General features: G+C 55.0%; 13 protein-coding genes. 9 read left to right on the top strand and 4 right to left on the bottom strand.

Translation table 11 applies throughout. The features are described 5' to 3' along the window. The first annotated feature begins 61 nt into the window (after positions 1–61). Complete coding sequence (locus tag L21SP2_RS12430; protein ID WP_024268888.1) at positions 62–2,221, top strand: HAD-IIB family hydrolase; 2,160 nt, start codon at positions 62–64, stop codon at positions 2,219–2,221. Here L21SP2_RS12430 and L21SP2_RS12425 read toward each other — a convergent pair. The 4 genes from L21SP2_RS12425 to nagA form a co-directional block, all read right to left on the bottom strand. After that, positions 2,200–3,375, bottom strand: a complete 1,176-nt coding sequence (locus L21SP2_RS12425) for an ROK family protein (protein ID WP_024268887.1) — start codon at positions 3,373–3,375, stop codon at positions 2,200–2,202. The two genes, L21SP2_RS12430 and L21SP2_RS12425, sit on opposite strands and share 22 nt — an antisense overlap. Before the next feature lie 14 nt (positions 3,376–3,389). Further along, a complete protein-coding gene (locus tag L21SP2_RS12420) occupies positions 3,390–4,586 on the bottom strand; it encodes an ROK family transcriptional regulator (protein WP_024268886.1) in 1,197 nt (398 codons plus the stop codon). A 28-nt stretch (positions 4,587–4,614) separates the two neighbouring features. Beyond that, the gene (gene nagB, locus L21SP2_RS12415; RefSeq protein WP_041403014.1) at positions 4,615–5,433 is read right to left on the bottom strand and encodes a glucosamine-6-phosphate deaminase; all 819 of its coding nucleotides are present in this window, start codon (positions 5,431–5,433) and stop codon (positions 4,615–4,617) included. A gap of 154 nt (positions 5,434–5,587) precedes the next feature. Further along, positions 5,588–6,763 (bottom strand): N-acetylglucosamine-6-phosphate deacetylase, encoded by a 1,176-nt coding sequence (gene nagA / locus L21SP2_RS12410; protein WP_024268884.1) that lies wholly within the window; start codon positions 6,761–6,763, stop codon positions 5,588–5,590. A 241-nt stretch (positions 6,764–7,004) separates the two neighbouring features. On the opposite strand from nagA, the gene L21SP2_RS17440 reads away from it, so the two are divergent. The 8 genes from L21SP2_RS17440 to L21SP2_RS12370 all read left to right on the top strand — a co-directional run bounded on the left by L21SP2_RS17440 (position 7,005) and on the right by L21SP2_RS12370 (position 18,401). After that, positions 7,005–8,618, top strand: a complete 1,614-nt coding sequence (locus L21SP2_RS17440; protein ID WP_024268882.1) for a glycoside hydrolase family 3 protein — start codon at positions 7,005–7,007, stop codon at positions 8,616–8,618. Continuing rightward, complete coding sequence (locus L21SP2_RS12400; RefSeq protein ID WP_024268881.1) at positions 8,615–10,681, top strand: GH36-type glycosyl hydrolase domain-containing protein; 2,067 nt, start codon at positions 8,615–8,617, stop codon at positions 10,679–10,681. Before L21SP2_RS17440 ends, L21SP2_RS12400 begins: the two co-directional genes overlap by 4 nt. Positions 10,682–10,824: 143 nt before the next feature. Further along, positions 10,825–11,613, top strand: a complete 789-nt coding sequence (locus L21SP2_RS12395; RefSeq protein WP_024268880.1) for an ABC transporter substrate-binding protein — start codon at positions 10,825–10,827, stop codon at positions 11,611–11,613. 102 nt (positions 11,614–11,715) lie between these two features. Then, positions 11,716–12,387, top strand: coding sequence for an amino acid ABC transporter permease (locus L21SP2_RS12390; RefSeq protein WP_024268879.1), 672 nt, complete (start codon positions 11,716–11,718; stop codon positions 12,385–12,387). After that, a complete protein-coding gene (locus L21SP2_RS12385) occupies positions 12,380–13,102 on the top strand; it encodes an amino acid ABC transporter ATP-binding protein (RefSeq protein ID WP_024268878.1) in 723 nt (240 codons plus the stop codon). Before L21SP2_RS12390 ends, L21SP2_RS12385 begins: the two co-directional genes overlap by 8 nt. A gap of 45 nt (positions 13,103–13,147) precedes the next feature. Then, positions 13,148–14,788, top strand: a complete 1,641-nt coding sequence (locus tag L21SP2_RS12380; RefSeq protein ID WP_211233424.1) for an NAD-dependent malic enzyme — start codon at positions 13,148–13,150, stop codon at positions 14,786–14,788. 55 nt (positions 14,789–14,843) lie between these two features. Further along, the gene (locus L21SP2_RS12375; RefSeq protein ID WP_024268876.1) at positions 14,844–16,844 is read left to right on the top strand and encodes a methyl-accepting chemotaxis protein; all 2,001 of its coding nucleotides are present in this window, start codon (positions 14,844–14,846) and stop codon (positions 16,842–16,844) included. Between the two features lie 18 nt (positions 16,845–16,862). Beyond that, positions 16,863–18,401, top strand: coding sequence for a hypothetical protein (locus tag L21SP2_RS12370; RefSeq protein WP_024268875.1), 1,539 nt, complete (start codon positions 16,863–16,865; stop codon positions 18,399–18,401). The last annotated feature ends 4 nt before the right edge of the window (positions 18,402–18,405 follow it).

The raw sequence follows: 18,405 nt of genomic DNA, 5'->3' as shown, positions 1-18,405 counted from the left end.
TCGCTCCACCTGGGACAGATTCCCAATATAAGATAGATAGAGGCTGATAGGAGTTAACATAATGGCTGAATCGAAAAAGGATGAACGAAAAATGCACCAGCGGGAGCCCGCCAGAACAGAGGACGGAACCATTATTAAACTGTTTTCCTCAGACCTTGACGGCACCCTTCTTGGAAAACCCGATGCCACTCTGGCCTTCCATCATACCTGGAATGCTTTGAGAGAAGGTCGGGGTGAAACCCGGGGCCCCTCATCCGGGGATTCCGCACCTCTTCTGGTGTACAACTCCGGCCGCCTTCTGCCCCATACCATCGAAGCCATCAAATCCAGCTATCTCCCGGATCCTGATTATCTGATTTGCGGGGTAGGCACGGTCATTTACGATTACCGCAAGCGGGAATATATCAAGGTATTCTCCGACACTCTCAATGCAGGGTGGAATCTGGATACCGTACAGAAGGTGATGCGGGGATTTCCTGAACTGGAGTTTCAGCCCAGCAAATATCAGAATCAATTCAAATCCAGCTGGTATTTTCATGACGCTCCTCCCCGGAGAATCGACGAGATCAAAAAAGCGCTGGAGGATGAAGGGCTCTCGGTGAATGTGATCTATTCCTCAAGCCGGGATCTGGATATTCTTCCCCTCTATGCCAATAAAGGGAATGCCCTGAACTGGCTGGCAGAGTGGCTCGGGATTCAGGTGGAGGAAACGCTGGTTGCCGGGGATACGGGAAACGATAATTCCATGTTTCAGATTTCCGGTGTGCAGGGAATCATCGTGGAGAACGCCCAGCCCGAACTGCTTCTGGAAACCATTAAACGTCCCACCTATGTGGCCACCAAACCCTTCGCCGACGGGGTGTTGGAAGGGCTGATCCATTTCGGCGTGATTACCTCAGTGGTGGATGTAAGCGACGAGGAACTGAGTCACAAAAATTTCGACCCGGTGCTCCACAATGTGCTGCGCTCCGACTCCTTCAAGGCTCTCAGCAGTGATCAGAGCGATTATATCAACACCGCCTACAAAGAAGCCGTGGAGGTGTTGAAGCGTAACATCACCCCCATCGGATTTTCTGCCTGCAGTCTGAACGACAACACCTTCGAAACCACCGATGAGAACTACCGCAGCATCTGGGCCAGGGACGGATCAATTACCGTCATCAACTCCCTTTCGGTGGACGATCCGGATATCCGCCGCTGTCAGAGAGCCACCCTCCAGACCCTTCTTGAGCACACCTCCACCCGGGGGCAGGTTCCCAGCAATGTGCGCATAGATTCGGTCACCCCCGACTATTCAGGGGTTGGGGATATCGCATCCATCGACAGCGGACTGTGGCTGGTAATTGCCTTTTATCATTATATCCGACAGACCCGCGACTATGAGTATCTGCGTAACTGGGGAGATGAGATCAAGAATATTATGAACTGGCTGGAAGCCCAGGACAGCAATAACGATTCCCTCCTTGAAATTCCCGAGGCGGGAGACTGGATGGATCTGTTCGGCCGCAGCTACAATGTTCTGTACGATGAAGTTCTCTGGTACTATGCCAATCTCACCCACGGCCGTATTGCGGAGCTTCTGGGGGATTACAATCTTGCAGGCTACCGTCTCAGGCAGGCCCAGCTGATCAAAGAAACCATCAACCGGAAGTTCTGGCCTTCGATTCACAATGATCAGACCAGGAATTTTTCCGAACAGCAGTACGCCCTGGGGGACACCCATTATCTTCTGGCGGAAATCACCCCCTTCGATTTTGACTGGCGCTGCGACGTATACGGAAATATTCTGGCGGGCCTTTTCAATGTGCTGAGCAATGAGAGGGCGAAAACCGCTTTCAATTTCATGTGGGGTGTGGGTGTGAACGAGCCTTCACCTGTTGTGAACCTCTATCCTCCGGTACAGTCAGGAGATCCCCATTGGCGAACCTATTACACGGTGAACCTCCTCAATCTGCCGGATCATTATCACAACGGCGGAGCCTGGCCGTTTGTGGGAGCGTACTGGGTGATGTTCATTAACCGTCTGGGGCTGCGTGACCTTGCCCAGCAGGAGCTGTACCGTCTGGCCCAGATGAATCATCTGGGAATTGAGGCGGACTGGGAATTTAATGAGTGGGTGCACGGGAAGACCGGCCGTCCCATGGGAAAACGCTACCAGGCGTGGTCGGCCGCCGGCTTTATCGGGGCCCATTACAATCTTCAGCTGGAGCTCAGCGAGTAGCCTTCCCCGGCGAAATCCGCCGCCATTGCGGCGGCGCCCAGCATGCCCGCATCCGGGCCCAGAACCGTGCGGCGGATTTCCAGATCATCCAGAGCCATGGGCATCACAAATTCATGAAGATGTTCCTTCACTCCCTGAACGATTACATCTCCTGCGGCCAGAACTCCGCCGCCCAACACAATGAGCCGGGGATTCAGCATGTGAGCCACCGCTGCTGCTGCCTGTGCCAGACGCCGTGAACTGGAGGCGTGTACCGCCCGGGCCAGGGGATCGCCCTGTTCAAGGGCCTCATACACCCCTTGTGCGTCCGCCGGATTGTCAGGGCCGGCCGGCCGTTGTGTGCGCGGCTGGGCTGTTGAGCTGGCCCCCGGGGGGACGTCCCGGAAATCAACTGTGGCCGGAGCAACGCTGGGCGGCGCAACGTCGGAGACGGCGCGCTGTTCAGGTATGGGGTTTCCCAGTATGCGGCTTCTCTGTATTCGGTTTCCCTGTATGAGGCTTCGCAGGGGGCCGTCCAGCTCGGGGCCTCCGGTTTCCGCCAGCTCCTGTGCAGTGAGGGCGATCCCCGAAGCCGAAGAGTAGCGTTCCAGGCATCCTTTCAGGCCGCATTTGCACTGCCGGCCTCCGGGCTCCACCACCAGATGGCCGATCTCTCCGGCCATCCCCGTATGACCGGCTACCGGCCCCCCCCGGGTGATGATGCCCGATCCAATACCGGTACCCAGCGAGATAAAGACCATGGAGTCGCTGCCGGTTCCGGCACCCAGCCGCCACTCGGCATAGGCGGCCATGTTCACATCGTTGGCGACCTGCACTTCCACCCCTGCGTATTCCGAGAGCTCATCCTTCAGCTGTACGCCGGTCCAGCCGGGAATGTTCACCGCATCCCCCCGGAGGTACCCCCGGCTGTCCACCAGTCCCGGTGTGCCCAGGCCGATCTGCATTCCTGAATTCCGCTGTTCTGAGGGGATCAGTTCCCGGTGATGATCAATAATGCGGTGAAGCAGGTCCAGCATGCTGCGGTAGGATCCGTCGGAGGGGGTTGCCTGTCTCAACGGTTCGGCAACGGCTTCCAGCCCGCCCCCCGGTTCGCCCATGCGGTACAGGCATGCTTTAATACTGGTCCCGCCGATATCAATTCCCAGACTGTACATTTCGATTCTCCCGTTCACACAGTTCCGAGCATGTGAGATGCGCCGGTTTCCGGGATTTCAAAGACATGCTCCCAGTCGATATGTATCCGGCCCCGGCTGCTGCCGAGCTGGGGAATGCTGTAGAGGCGTTCAAGAACCATGCATGCCGCTCCGAAGGGCATCTCCATCTCGCCGCCTTTGCTGAAACTGATTTTTTCCCGCTGCCGGGGGTTTCCGAACCAGCTGTCATCCTTCAGCCGCTCCAGTACCCGGGGAATGCTGTCCCGGTATTCGTCCACGTCGCCGGCAAGAAATACCTCAGAAGGATCGAGAATGCTGAAACTTTCGGAAAGTTTCCGGAAGAGCGCTTCCAGGAATTTTTCCATGAGCCGGGGATCTTCCTTGATCCGGAGTAGCTCCTCGCTGCTCATGTGAAGGTACTCGGTTCCTTCCTCGTCCCAGAGATTGGAACCCAGTTCACCGGCCCGGAAACTGGATCCGTAATACACTTGACCATTAATAACCAGACCCAGCCCCACACCCGGTTTTTCGGTTTTTTCCAGGTTATGAAAGTGGAAGCGGATCAGAAGATAGAGGAAGTTCACCTTTTCATCATTCCGTCTCCACAGCTCCCCCCATGCGCCGCAGTTGGTGTCGTTCTCCAGAAACACGGGGATGGAATATCTGGATGATATTTTTCCTGCGAAATCGAAATCGTTCAGTTTGAACGTCACGCTTTCGATGATCTTTCCCTGTTCCAGGTCAACAGAACCGGGAACTGCCACGCCGATGCCCGCCGGAGGTACCCCGGTGGCTTCAATATCTTTTTGAATGTGCTGGATAATATAGTCAAACATATGTTCCAGAGGCAGCGGCGGCACCTCGGCGTAACCGCTCCACAGCCGGTTACCTGACAAATCGAGGTAGACGGCCCGGTAAAACCCAAGTTCGATTTCCAGGCCCAGAATACCGGCAATCCCCGGGCGGATTCCCAGGTACACGGGCTTGCGTCCCCCCATGCTCGAAGCTTCTCCTTCCTTGCGCTGCTCCACAATGCCCCTGTCCATGAGCTCGGCAATAATGTTGGTTACCGTGGATTTCTTCAGCCCCAGAATTCGGGAGAGTTCTACCCGGCTGATCATTCCGTGTTCCCTGATCCGCCGCAGAACCAGTGAGAGGTTCGCCTGTTTTTGAAAGGTCTGATTTCCAGCCGTCATAATTTCCGCCCTCATTTTCATCTCCCTGTGCGGGGAGCCTATACTATAGATCTTCCAGCATGCTGCGGTGGTCCAGGTTGGGTGCTTCAATATCCTTGAAATATTTCACCGTTCCCACTTTCAGCTCATACGTGGCTTCTTCATCGCTGACCATAATTGCATGGGGGTGGAGTTGTAGACAACTCACCGTACACATGTGATTGACTCCCTGCTGGATGGACTGCTCCAGGGCCCTGGCCTTATTGTGTCCGCTGGCCAGAAGAAGGATTTCCGAGGAATCCATAATGGTACCTACTCCCACAGTGAGGGCTTTGTCCGGGACCTGTGAGGGATCGCCGTTAAAAAACCGTGAGTTCGCCTCTTTTGTATCTTTGGTAAGGGTTTTAATACGGGTGCGGGAGCTGAGACTGCTTCCCGGCTCATTAAATGCGATATGTCCGTCGGGACCGATTCCCCCCAGGAACAAATCGATGCCGCCTGCTTCCTGAATCGACTGTTCATACTTTCTGCATTCTTCGGTAAGATCCTGTGCCATACCGTTCAGGATGTGGACGTTCTCCCGGGAGATATCTATATGGGAGAAGAAATGGTCCCACATGAAATAGTGATAACTCTGGGGATGATTCTCATCCAGTCCCACATACTCGTCCATGTTGAAGGTCACCACATGCCGGAAACTGACGATTCCCTCTTCATACATCCGTATCAGCTCACGGTACATTCCCACCGGCGATGATCCTGTGGGCAGACCCAGAACAAAGGGCTTGCGTGGACCGGGATTGAATGTACGGATTTTCCGGGCCACATAGGCTGCAGCCCATTTGCTCATGTTATCATAATTGTCCTGCACAATAAGTCTCATTGGAACTCCTTGGTTGAATATACCACCCTGCTGAAGTACGCCGCCCTTCCCGCCGGATGAATCTGTTTCTCCGCTGAAGGAAAATTTCCTCCCGCCGAAAAGTTGCATCTTCCCGCCGAAGAAATATCTCTTCACCACCGGCGGGGGAGCTGTATTAAATCTCTTTTTTCAGAAAATTGCCGTTCACAAGGGTCGCCACTGCGTTGAACTCCCTGTCGAATACCGCCAGGTTTGCTTTTCGGCCGGGCAGCAGGCTGCCGATCTCTTTGTGGAAGCCCAGAATGTTTGCCGGGCTGTAGCTGGCCATCAGCAACGCATCGGTTGGGCTGATTCCCCAGTCTACCATATTGCCCACCCCCCGGTTGAGGGTGAGGGCGCTGCCGGCAATAACATCATCCTTCGTCCTGTGAAATACCTTGTCTTCACCCAGGTACACTTCCTCCTGGTTGGCCAGAAGGCAGCCCCCTTTCTGGTTGGTGGGTTTAATGGCGTCGGTGACCAGACAGATTTTGTCCGCCGCTTTTTCCTTCACCAGAAGCTGAACGATGGCGGGGTGCACGTGCTCTCCGTCGGCAATCAGTTCACAGGTCAGCTCGGGATGGATGAGGATGGCCCCCACCAGCCCCGGGTCCCGATGATGCATTTTCCGCATGGCGTTGAAGAAGTGGGTGGCATGGGTTATTCCCGCCTCCATTCCCTCCCGCATCTGGTCGTAGCTTGCGCTTGAATGCCCTGCCTGGAGGACAATGCCTTTTTTTGCGCAATAGAGGGCCAGTTCGCGCATGTTTTTCAGTTCCGGGGCTACGGTCATGTTGGTGATCTGTCCCCGGGCGGTGCGGTAATACTCCTCCATGAGAGAGAGATCCACCCCTTTCATATATTCGGGAATCTGTACCCCCCGCTTCTCGGGGTTGATAAAGGGGCCTTCCAGATGAAGCCCCAGAATTTCTGCGCCGGTTTCCTTCCCCATGGCGTCTGCGCTGGCCTTTATGGATGCGATGAAATCCTCATCCTGCTGGGGGTATATGGTGGGGCAGAAACTGGTTACCCCGTATTCCACCAAGGCATCGCTCATTGCCACCACGGCGTCTATGGTGAGGTCGTCGGTTCCGTGACCGTGAAGTCCGTGAATATGGGTATCGATGAGTCCCGGTCCCAGAAAGGCACCTTCCAGATCGTACAGCTCCGTTCCCGGCGGGAACGATTTCTGGGAGAACCGCTTTTCCGAGAACACATCGGCGATAATGCCGTCCTCGATAAGTACTGCGCTCTTCTCCACCTTTGTGACCCCGGTGAAAACTGTGGCATTATATAATACAATTCTATTCATATCTCCCTCCGGAAAACCGGAACAGCACTTTCGGTTTTCATGTGTTAGTTAGTTGCGTGTACTAACTATACTCAATGTATATCCCCATGACCCACCTGTCAACCGGAGAAAGCCCTGAAGATCCGAAATATGCATTGACATACCGGGATATTCAACCTACCCTTACCATGTTGGTTAAATCAAAAAACTAACTAATATAGAATACACGGCCGATGCAGATCGGCTGAACAGGAGCGTGCCCATGAGTGAGGTGCAGGAAATTCTGGAATCATTGAGCCTTGAGGAAAAGATCGCTCAGATGTTTCTTCATGATTTTGTAGGCAAGGAGGATCTTACTCCCCAGTTGATAGAGAAGGCGGAAAACGGCCTGCTGGGCGGGGTGATTTTTTTCTCGGGTGCAAATGTGGATAACCTGGAGCAGCTGCATGAGCTTTCCCGGAAAATCCAGGAACACGGCCGACAGAGCCGCCACAAAATTCCTCTCTTCATTACACTGGATCAGGAAGGGGGGCAGCTGTCCGCACTCCACCGGGGGGTGACAATCTTCCCGGGAAACATGGCCATGGGCTTCGCAGACCGGCCGGAACTGGCGGCACAGGCAGCCGGGCAGATCGGCAGGGAACTGAAGTATGCGGGCATCAATATCAACTTTGCACCGGTTCTGGATGTGAGCTACGACTCCCGGAATGGAGTTCCCGTAGCGGATAACCGGATGTTTTCCCCTGATCCCCGGGTTGTATCGGATATGGGTGCGGGCTTCGTCTCGGGAATCCGGGACGCGGGAATCATGGCATGCGCCAAGCACTTCCCCGGCCAGCGGCTCACCGAACGGGACACCCACCATGCCCTGGACCGGATCGATTACAGCATGGAGCGTCTGGAATCTGTGGAGCTGGCACCGTTCAAGCGGGCAATTTCAGAGGGGCTCGATGCCATCATGACTCATCACGCCATCTATGAGAGTTTCGATGACAAGCCCGCAACCCTGAGTCCCGCCGTACACTCTTACATCAGAAATACCCTGGGCTTCACCGGGCTGGTGATCAGCGATGACCTGATCATGAAAGCGATTATGAACATGTACGGCAAAGAGGAAGCGGCCATTCAGGCGGTAAACGCCGGCGTGGATCTGATCATTTTCACCGGAGCCGGCGAGTGGTTCATACCTGTTATTGCCGGGGCAGTACGGGACGGCAGAATTCCCATGGAACGGATTGACGAGTCAGCCCGGAGGATCCTGGAAAAGAAGTTCAGTTTCGATATCGGCCGCGTCGCTGAAACAAAGGATTTCAGTACATTGGAAGGGGACCGAATCAGCCTTGAACTGTGCCGGGAAGCCCTGGTGAAGTATCATGATCCTCATAATCTGTTTCCCCTTGCCCCTGATCCGCAGCAGCGGGTGTCGGTGGTGCTTGCCAATCCTGCCCGTCTGGTGATGTCCGACACGGTGAACTTCTACGATATTTCCCTGAAAACCGAAATTGAATCTTCCGGGCACCACCCCTATGTAAAAGAGGTGATCATGCCCTGGAATCCCACGGATGAAGAAATTCTCTCCTGCTTCGATATCGGCTTTGTATCGGATGTTCTCATCTTCACCACAGTGAACGCCTACCGCTTTGACCGTCAGCTGGAGGTTCTCCGGCAGATCTCGGAAGTTGCGGGAAACCGGGAGCCCCGCCGGCCCCTGATTATTTCGGTGGCCACCCGAAGTCCCGACGATGCGCCCTTGCTTGCGGAATACTCCGATGCGGTGATCGTAACCGGCGGCATAACCCCCCATATGATCACCGCCCTCACCGAAGCGATTTTTCAGACCGGGTATTTCAGTGAGAAGGAGAGCAAGATCATATGAGTGCACAGAAAACATCATCGGAACACTGGCGGATGGAGGAGGGAAAGTTCATCCTCACCCGTCCTCTGCGCCACCGCCCCTGGTACAATTATCTCTCCAACGGCGAGTACGGTCTGAAAATCAGCCATTTAGGTGACGGCTTCGCAACAACTCTCACAGAGCCCCGGGTGGTTGTCACCAATTATGACTTTTTCACCCCCAACAGAGGCCGCTTTGTGTATGTGCGTGAGGGCGGGGAGGTATGGAACCCGGGGTTTTATCCAACGGCCAATCCCCTGGATGAGTACCGGTGCGTACATCAGCCGGGAATGAGTTCTCTTTCTGGGACCCGAAACGGCGTGAGCGTTGAAAGTTCTCACTTTCTTCCCCGGGAAGGAAGTTATGAGATCTGGAGCATCGTGGTGAAGAACCTCTCGGAACAGGAAAAACAGCTTCAGCTGTTCACCCTTGCGGAATTTCTGCTCTACGATAACCTGGCGGTTGATCCGGTCTATTTCAGCTGGTTCACCAATTCCCGGTACAGGCATGATATTCATCAGATGGAATTCTTCCGGACAGATTCCACTCCGGTGTTCGGGTTCTGCAGGTCCGATACCGCCCCTCAGGCGTTCGAATCCAGTCTGGTTGAGTTCACCGGGGAAGGGGATTACCTGGACCCGGAAGGGGTGAGGCGGGGCATGCTGGGGAACAATCCTTCGGCAGGGGATCCTTATGCTGCTTCATTCCAGTATGATATTTCCCTTGCCCCCGGTGAATCCAGGACCATCAACCTCTTCATCGGACAGGGGGAGACCGCCGCTGGGGAATCGCTGAAGAGCTTTCCGGATAATCAGGCTGTCCGTGCCCGGCAGTGGGAAATCCCCGGTGAATGGAGCAGGAAGCTTCACCGTGAGGAGTGGCTGAAGGTGGAGGATCCCCGGCTGCGCTCCTATGTTTCGGGCTTTCTTCCCTACCAGATCATTCAGCAGGCCCGGGGGAATGTGCGCTCAACCTTCCGGGGCTATCGGGACGTTGCCCAGGATGCCATGGGTTTGAGCTTTTTCGATCCCGGCGGTTCGGCAAAGCTCATCCGCACGCTTTGCACCAAGATGATGGATACCGGCAGATGTCTGCGCCAGTGGAACACCGGAGGAGGTCTGAACGATGAACGGGATTTCCGGGATCTGCCCCTGTGGCTGGCCCCGGCGGTTCAGCGCTATCTGGATCAGACCGACGATGCTTCCTTTCTTCAGGAAGAGCACGAATATTTCAACAGCACTGAGCGGGGGAGCATCTGGGAACATATGCTGAGAGGACTGGACTATGTTCTCACATACGGCCCCCACGGTCTCCTGGAGATGGGCAAGGGGGACTGGAACGATGCCCTCAGTGGGCTGGGGCCCCGGGGAGAGAGCCTGTGGCTCAATGAGATGGCCTACTACTCCATTTCAATTCTCCAGGATCTGGCCAGCCGTTACAATCTTCAGCTTGATTTCGACGGGGAAGCAGAAAAGGAGAAGCTCTACCAGGGGGTTGTGAACAACTGGAACGGTGAGTGGTTCCTCCGGGGATATCACGAGAACGGCGATCCGGTGGGGGGGGATGAACGGATATTTCTCCTTCCCCAGGCCTGGTTCACCATAAGCGGCATGGGCGAACGTGACCCCGGGAAGGCCTCCAGAGCTCTGGACAGCATGCTGGCCCGACTTGCCAACGACAACGGTCTGCTCATCTGCCATCCGGGTTTTGAGAACTTCGATCCGGTGGTGGGAAATCTCAGCTGCCTGGCCCCGGGGGTCGCGGAAAACTTTGCGGTGTACAACCATGCATCGGCGTTCGCCGTGTACGCACTTCTCAAGGCGGGGCGCAGCGAGGCCGGGCTGGACTATCTTTCCCGGCTGCTTCCCTTCCGGAAGGATGCGGCGAAAACCGGGGCCGAACCCTATGTACTGGTGAATTATTACAACGGCGGCTATTACCCGGTGAAGGACGGTCAGGGCGGCATTCCCTGGCTTACGGGGACCGTGCACTGGCTTGCATTGTCATTATTTGATCATATTTTCCCGCAAAACATCAGGATATAAGGAGAGTGGATGGCCCCGGCGTGTATCTTTATGCGCATAGGCCCGATTTATTCGGCGAAAGAGTAAAAAATATACACAACTCCCTTGATTTTATACACATCTGTTGGGTAGCATGAAAGGATAGTTTGCAAAAGGGAGGCAGCATGAAAAAGATTTTCGCCGTACTCATGCTCATCAGTATTTCAACTGCAGTATTTGCAGCAGGTTCGGCAGAGGGTGTGGAGGCCATCCAGCAGCGGGGTAAGCTGATACTCGGCACCAGCGCCGATTATGCACCTTACGAGTTCCATACCATTATTGACGGCAAAGATACCATCGTAGGCTTCGATATTGAGATCGCCAAGGTTATTGCCGCCGATCTGGGAGTTGAGCTGGAAATTCAGGATATCGGCTTTGACGGTCTGCTCCAGGCACTCAACAGCGGTAAGGTTGATATGGTTATTGCCGGCATGACTCCCACGGAAGAACGGAAAAAGAGCGTTGATTTCTCGGATGTCTATTATGTGGCCCAGCAGTCGGTGCTTGTCCGGACTGAAGATGCCGATACCTACACCAGCATTGATGCCCTTGCAGGAGAACCGGTGGGAGCCCAGCTTTCTTCAATACAGGAAGGACTGGTAAAAGATGAGATGCCTGATTCCCGTCTTGTAGCCCTGGGAAAAATCCCCGACCTTGTTCTTGAGCTGAAAAACGAAAAAGTGGAAGCCCTGGTGGTTGAGCAGCCTGTTGCTAACGGATATGTGCAGGCCAACGACGACCTGGCCATATCACCCATTCAGATCGGTGACGTTGAAGGCGGTTCGGCTGTGGCCGTGCGGAAAGGTTCAGACGAGCTGCTTGAACGGATCAATGAAACCCTTCAAAGGCTGATGGCCGACGGCTCAATCGACAGATTTGTTGCCGAAGCCAATGAGCTGAATGTTACGGACTGACACGCTGTACTGCATGGAGATCACAATCGAAAATCCATGTAAAGCGCCCCTGCTGATTTCCGGCAGGGGCATTTTTATTTTTCCGAAAACGGGAGGGCAACTATGAATTTCAGCTTTCTGGGGGAGTATTGGAGCTACTTTGTATTCGGCACGGTGAATACGGTGGTACTGGCCCTCTTCACGGTAATGCTGGGGACGCTGATGGGACTGGTTATTTCACTTTTGAGGCTGAATAAGAATCCCCTCCTGTCGTTCCCCGCCAGAGCCTACATTAATGTGATCCGGGGTACCCCCGTGCTGGTGCAGATTTTCATCATTTACTACGGTCTGCCCATTAATATCCCCCAGACCATGCTGCTGGGAGTGGACTTATCCCGGTTTATTCCCGGGATCATCGCCCTTTCCATCAATTCAAGCGCCTATGTAGCGGAGATCATCAGAGCGGGCATTCAGGCCGTGGACAAAGGACAGATGGAGGCATCCCGCAGTCTGGGATTCAATCACCGGGAGAGCATGCGTCTGGTGATCCTGCCCCAGGCGGTGAAAAACATTCTGCCGGCACTGGGAAATGAGTTCGTAGTGGTGATCAAGGAATCCTCCATCGTTTCGGTTATCGGAATTTCCGAGCTGATGTACAATGCGGGAATCGTCCGGGGGGCAACCTACCGGCCCATGGAACCGCTGATTATTGCAGCGGTAATCTATTTTCTCCTTACATCAACCATATCCCGGCTGCTTGGCAATGCCGAAAGGAGGCTGAGAAGCAGTGATTAATGTAGAAGGACTTCATAAAAATTTCGGGGATCTCCATGTTCTCAAAGGCCTGGATGTGGAAGTGCAGACCGGCGAAGTGGTGGTGGTGATCGGCCCTTCGGGTTCGGGAAAAAGCACCTTTTTGCGCTGTCTCAACCTGCTGGAAATGCCCACCCAGGGGCGCATCCTCTTTGAAGGGGTGGATATTACCTCAGGTACCAACGACATCAACCAGCAGCGTCAGAAAATGGGTATGGTGTTCCAGAATTTCAACCTCTTTCCCCATCTGGATGTGATGGGAAATATCACCCTGGCCCCCATCCGTCTGAAAGGACTGAGCAAAGAATCTGCGGAAGAGAAGGGGATGGAGCTGCTGAAACGGGTGGGACTTGAGGACAAGGCCCATGAGTATCCGTCCCGGCTTTCCGGCGGTCAGAAACAGCGTATCGCCATCGTGCGGGCTCTGGCCATGAACCCGGATGTGATGCTCTTTGACGAACCCACCAGCGCACTTGACCCGGAAATGGTGGGTGAAGTGCTGGATGTTATGCGGCTCCTTGCTTCCGAAGGGATGACCATGGTGGTTGTAAGCCACGAGATGGGCTTCGCCAGGGAGGTGGGAAACCGGATTCTCTTTATGGATGAAGGGGAAATCCTGGAGGAAAATCCTCCTGCGCAGCTTTTTGCACAGCCCGAGCACCCCAGGCTGAAGGATTTTCTCTCGAAGGTATTGTAGAACCTCATGTGAATTGTGAACTCCCGGCTTGCCCCGGGGGTCTCCATGAGCTACCATGAAGGCATGGCAGAGCGGGAACGGCCTCTCCGAGGCATGGATATAATTCACGATTCACGGAGCAACAAGGGAACCGGCTTCACCCGGGAAGAGCGGCGTAATCTGGGACTGAGGGGCCTTCTTCCCTACCAGATTTCCTCCCAGGAGCTTCAGGCACAGCGGGTGATGGAAAACTTCCGAAGGAAGGAAAACAACATGGAGCGCTATATTTTCCTGCGCTCCCTGGAAGAGCGGAACGAACGGCTGTTCTTCCGGGTTCTCATGGATAATATCCGGGAGCTCTTGCCCATTGTCTACACCCCCACAGTAGGTCAGGCCTGTCAGCAGTTCGCCAATATTTTCCGTCATGCCAAGGGCTTCTATATTACTCCGGAAGACAAAGGACATATCAGGGATATTCTCAATAACTGGCCGGTTGAAGATGTGCGGATCATTGTGGTTACCGACGGAGAGCGGATTCTGGGGCTCGGCGATCTGGGGGCAAACGGCATGGGAATTCCCATCGGCAAGCTTTCTCTCTATACCGCCGCAGGAGGGATCGATCCCCTGCGCTGCATGCCGGTAATGCTCGATGTGGGTACCGATAACACGGAACTTCTCAATGATCCCCTCTACATGGGATGGCCCCATGCACGTCTCCGGGGCAGGGAATACCAGAGTCTGGTGGAGGAGTTCGTATTTTCGGTGCAGGATAAGTACCCCAAGGCCCTGATCCAGTTCGAGGATTTCGCCACCCCCAACGCCTACCACCATCTCAAGCGCTTCCGGCAGGCGGTGCTGTCTTTTAATGATGATATTCAGGGTACCGCAGCAGTGGCCGTTGCGGGGCTGAAGGCTGCTCTCCGGATCAGCGGTACGCCGCTGAGGGATTTGAGGGTGATGTTCCTGGGCGCCGGCTCGGCGGCCACAGGAATGGCTCATCTGCTGACACGGGCGCTGATGGAAGCGGGCCTGAGTGAAGGGGAGGCCAGAAAACAGGTTCAGTTTGTGGATGAACACGGCCTGCTCATCAGCTCCCGGAAGGATCTTACCCCCCAGAACATCGAATATTCGGTGGATTCCGAGGCCCGGGACTTTGTTTCGGCCATCAGGGAATTTGAGCCCCATGCCATAATCGGCGCCACCGGCGTACCCGGCACTTTCAGCCGGGAAGTGGTGGAGAGTATGGCGGCGGTTCAGCAGCGTCCCATCATCTTTGCCCTGTCCAATCCCACAGACCGGGCGGAGTGCAGCGCCGCCCAGGCCTACGAATGGTCCTCAGGCCGGGCCATATTCGCTTCAGGCAGTCCCTTTCAGCCCCTGGAGTATGAAGGAAAGCGTTTCGAACCGGCCCAGGGCAACAATGTGTACATATTCCCGGGTGTGGGGCTTGGAGCAATATCCGTTGCAGCCAGCCGCATCAGCGACAGCATGTTCCTGGCCGCCGCCGATGCCCTTGCCGCCAGGGTGAAGCAGGAGCAGCTGGAACGGGGATCCATATTTCCACCCCTTACAGAATTGCGAAATATCAGCCTGGATATTGCCGAGGCGGTGGCTCTGAAAGCCTATGAACAGAACCTGGCCAGATATCCCCATCCCGACGATCTAAGAGAACTGATTCAGGGGGTAATGTATGACCCCTCGTATTGATTTCCGCTTCCATAATTTCTACAATCCGACCATAATGGAGTAAAGAGGAAAAATTATGTCCATACGATGGAAAACAATTCTTGCCGTTGCGACGGTATCGTATATAAGCACGTTTTTACAGTGGAATTTCAGCATCTTTTACGTACAGAGGGACTGGAGCATATATTTCCATCAGTTCGGAACCTTTCAACTGATCGTCACCGCCCTGGTTGTAGCTGCATCCATAGTCCTCTTTTTCGCAATGGCGGGAATATCCTCCGCCGAACGCAGACTGAAGCGGGGGGATCTCCTGGATTCTTTCGAGGAAATCCGTCTGGACAGGCTATTGAACCGGGTTCCCGGGATTCTAGCGGTGGTGAACGTTCTCGGCTTTCTTGTGGGGCCTGCCGCCCAGTACGCTGTCCGGGTATCCGCCCAGGGGCAACCCTTTTTCAGTTTTGATCTTCTCACCATTCTGGTGTACTCCGCCTCCTTCGGATTTTATGTCCTCTTTGTGGAACTTCGCCTCTTTGAGCGCTACAGTCTCACCCTTCACAGGCTGCGGCGGAGAACCCATCTGGACCATCACCGGAAAAATGCCTGGGAGAAGCGTCAGTTCATGATGGCCATGACCATTATCGTGTTTGCCACCGGTCTGCTCCTGGCCTCGGGAATGGGATATCTGGAGGAAGAGCTTCTGGCTCCCGGAGAAGTGGATGCGGGGTCCGCAGCTACTGAAGTGGCCGATTACCGTATGGAGCTATGGGAGCAGGCCCTGGAAGGAAATGCTCCGGACCTGACAATCAACAGTCCCCGGCTGCGACCGCGGCTCACAGAATTCTTCGGGAAAATGTTTCTCCTTGCGGGAATCATTACCGCAATGTCCGCACTGGCGGTGTTCATAGAATCCAGACCTTACTCCAGCCGGCTGAAGCTTCTTGAGCAGGGTATCGGTGATCTTTCCCGCGGCCAGGCGGAGAGCCGGAATAAACTGATTGTTACCGATGATGATGAGCTGGGACTGGCCATCAGCCACCTGAATTCGTTTATCGACAGCCAGGCTGCCCTTTTCTCGGCCATCAGCAGTTCGGTTCGGGATGCAGGGGAGCTGTCTTCCCGGCTGGATGAAATCAGTTCCACAGCCGAACAGCTGGGTGAAAACATCGACCGGGGAATCCGGCAGGTTCAGGAACATATCGGTATTCAGCATTCCGCCCTGGAACAGGCGGATTCGGATGTGGAAAAACTCATTGCCAACATTCGCACCTCCTCGGGCAATCTGGAGAAGCAGAATGAGGCGGTGGAAGCAAGCTCCTCTTCGGTGGAGGAGCTTATAGCCAATATCGCTTCGGTAAGTAAAAATGCCCGGGAAACCGCAGAGAGCACCCAGGTTCTTGAGGGTAAGGCTTCCGCCGGTGAGAAAGACATGAATGAGCTGATTCAGGGCATTGAGAATATCGACCAGGCGGCGGAAGAGGTGAGCAAGAGTGTAGGTCAGATTGCAAAGATTGCCGCCCAGACCAATCTTCTTGCCATGAATGCGGCCATTGAGGCCGCCCATGCCGGAGATGTGGGCAGCGGGTTTGCGGTGGTTGCCACCGAAGTGCGCTCCCTGGCTGGAGATGCCTCCAAAACCGCAACGGAGATCACCCAGCTCATCAAGTCCATGAACAATTACAGCAGCCAGGGGCTTGAGACCGGAAGAAGGGCCATGGACAGCTTTCATGAAATCAGCTCAGCTGTGAAAACCAATTCCCGGCTCATCGAGGAGATCTCCCAGGCCATGGTTGAGCAGGAGCAGGGAAACAAGGATATTCAGGAAGCGGTCTCCACTCTGCTGGATCTCAGCCGGCAGGCCGCCGAGCTTACCCGCAGTCAGGCGGGTGAAAGCAACCAGGTTCAACAGCGCATGCAGGATCTGGATGCGGCCGCTGCGGATATCCGCCAGGTGATGGAGGGCAATCTTCAGTCCCTGAAAGATGTGGATCGCTTCGTGGAACATCTGAAACAGCTTATCCGGGAAAATAATCTCATAGTTTCCCGACTGAATTCCGCCAACGCCAAGCAGGAGACGTAATTTCCCGGTTATGTGTGTATGAACCCATATGCACATATTCCGGCGGGTTCATATCCGCCGCCCATCGCTTTCATACTGAAGCTGCTTTTCCATCTGCTGCTTCCGGTCTGTCTCATACTTCTGCCCAACGGATGTACGCCCCAGCGGATTATTCATCCCATTGGAGGGGAAACCGAAGCGGCCGACCCGGATCCCCATCCACCGCCCCAGGAAGATTCTGCGGAGCTGCAGATTCTCTACTTTGCCTGGGCGGATAACGGTGACTATCAGGCAGTTCTTTCCGATCTGGATGAACTGCATTCTTCGGCACATATCTCCGACTCCCGTCCTGATCTTCCGCCGGAGGTATATCCCGGAGTGGATCTGCGTGTGGCATATGCCTGCGGTGAACGAAGCGGGCATGATTCACTTCCTCCTGGACTGCATATTCTGGCAGAGGGGGTGTGGAGAAGGGCGGAGTTTGCCGGGTGGAATCAGGCCGTTTCTCCCGGAGACGCTCTCGCTGCGGCCCTGGACTGGTGTGAAATGTTCCGGGATGCCGGTGAAGGCCTTCAACTGTTGATCGTGGCGGGTGAATCCGGTCATCCCTACCGGGGAGTGCTCTATGATCAGTCAACGGGATCCTATTTGACTCTTCCGGACTTTGCCGACATTCTGGCGGAGCGGGGGAGGGAGATTGATCTGATCTGTTTCGATTCGGGTTTCAGCTCTTCAATTGAACTGAGCTATGAAGTCTATGGCTCATGGCTGGGTACCGGAGTCTCCCCGCCCGCAATACTGGGCATGTCGGGACAGTTTCCCCTGGCGGGGAGGGATTACACAGAGGTAATGGAGCTGATCCACTCCATGCTGGAAAGCTCTCCCGGGGGCGGGCATACAGAGCCGGAAAGGCAATACGCCAGGCAGGTTTCGGATGCAGGACAAGGCGCCGAACCGGATGCCGAGCCGCATACAGAATCGGAAAACGGCCTGCTTTCCGGAACCGCCGGCTGTCTGGATGCAGGTCTGGATTACTCCCTTCTACTTCCGGAGAACGGGTCTGTGCTTCTCCTTCCCTCCGCCTGGGAAGGTCTGCTGCCCGTGATGAATGAAGTCTGCAGTGAAATTACCTCCAGACTCAGCGATACAGACACACGGGATGAATACCGCCTGGAACTGATGGAATCTTCGATGTGGTACACCACACCGGGGGATCTGCGTATTTCGCCCCGTTCCCTTTTGGGCGAAACGGGAAGCGGGCTGTTTATTCCGGTGAATGCCACAGAACGTCAGCGTATGGAGGGACGGGCAGGGTTTGAATCCTTAAAATCTGCGCTGGAGGAAGAGCTGGCTGCCCTGGTGCACCGTGCATACCCGGCGGAGGCCGCCGATCCGGTGCACATGCTTCTGGTTTCCCTCTTCAGTAACGGGGAAGCAGATCCCCGCTTTCCCCTGGAGTACAGCGGAGAGGAAATGGGATACTGTTCCGGCAGGCTTGGATTCTGCAGGGATTCTTTCTGGGCTCCGGGCTGCACCCCTTCCTTATTGGACAGGCTATGGTTCGACCTTATTGAATAGCCGC

It is taken from the genome of Salinispira pacifica (assembly GCF_000507245.1).
Taxonomy (GTDB): domain Bacteria; phylum Spirochaetota; class Spirochaetia; order DSM-27196; family Salinispiraceae; genus Salinispira; species Salinispira pacifica.
The sequence above is the reverse complement of the archived record's forward strand: the minus strand, read 5'-3'. Positions and strand labels throughout refer to the sequence as shown.

What these genes read in the sequence shown, in the direction of transcription:
- L21SP2_RS12420 (WP_024268886.1), bottom strand. Translation starts at nt 4,586, where the DNA reads ATGAGGGCGGAAATTATGACGGCTGGAAATCAGACCTTTCAAAAACAG.
- nagA (WP_024268884.1), bottom strand. Translation starts at nt 6,763, where the DNA reads ATGAATAGAATTGTATTATATAATGCCACAGTTTTCACCGGGGTCACA.
- L21SP2_RS12400 (WP_024268881.1), top strand. Translation starts at nt 8,615, where the DNA reads ATGAGTGCACAGAAAACATCATCGGAACACTGGCGGATGGAGGAGGGA.
- L21SP2_RS12425 (WP_024268887.1), bottom strand. Translation starts at nt 3,375, where the DNA reads ATGTACAGTCTGGGAATTGATATCGGCGGGACCAGTATTAAAGCATGC.
- L21SP2_RS12380 (WP_211233424.1), top strand. Translation starts at nt 13,148, where the DNA reads ATGAGCTACCATGAAGGCATGGCAGAGCGGGAACGGCCTCTCCGAGGC.
- L21SP2_RS17440 (WP_024268882.1), top strand. Translation starts at nt 7,005, where the DNA reads ATGAGTGAGGTGCAGGAAATTCTGGAATCATTGAGCCTTGAGGAAAAG.
- L21SP2_RS12430 (WP_024268888.1), top strand. Translation starts at nt 62, where the DNA reads ATGGCTGAATCGAAAAAGGATGAACGAAAAATGCACCAGCGGGAGCCC.
- L21SP2_RS12390 (WP_024268879.1), top strand. Translation starts at nt 11,716, where the DNA reads ATGAATTTCAGCTTTCTGGGGGAGTATTGGAGCTACTTTGTATTCGGC.
- nagB (WP_041403014.1), bottom strand. Translation starts at nt 5,433, where the DNA reads ATGAGACTTATTGTGCAGGACAATTATGATAACATGAGCAAATGGGCT.
- L21SP2_RS12375 (WP_024268876.1), top strand. Translation starts at nt 14,844, where the DNA reads ATGTCCATACGATGGAAAACAATTCTTGCCGTTGCGACGGTATCGTAT.
- L21SP2_RS12370 (WP_024268875.1), top strand. Translation starts at nt 16,863, where the DNA reads ATGAACCCATATGCACATATTCCGGCGGGTTCATATCCGCCGCCCATC.
- L21SP2_RS12395 (WP_024268880.1), top strand. Translation starts at nt 10,825, where the DNA reads ATGAAAAAGATTTTCGCCGTACTCATGCTCATCAGTATTTCAACTGCA.